Consider the following 254-nt stretch of genomic DNA (forward strand, 5'->3'; position numbering starts at 1 on the left):
GAACAGTATCTCCTTCCTGATAGCGGACATAGGAAACATCTATTTTGTCTTTCTTATACGTAAAGCCGTGTGTTTTCAGTTCATGGTCAATATCTTTCAAATGAGTCTGTTCTTTCGGGTTATTGCTGAAAGATAAATACTCCATCTCATAGGCGGACTCTTCCGCCCCGACGGTCGATTTGTACATCGCGAGCACGCCCGTCGCCGTAAAGGCAACCGCGGAAATAATACTGACGATAAAGAACAGGCGGGCG

The 254-nt window shown here is 46.1% G+C and carries 1 pseudogene; it reads right to left on the reverse strand.

Annotated features, from left to right (window positions below):
• Window positions 1-254: pseudogene (locus SB660_RS22165) on the reverse strand (ABC transporter permease); the annotation flags it as partial.

Source organism: Bacillus sp. SIMBA_005, from assembly GCF_046535585.1.
GTDB classification, from domain to species: domain Bacteria; phylum Bacillota; class Bacilli; order Bacillales; family Bacillaceae; genus Bacillus; species Bacillus pumilus.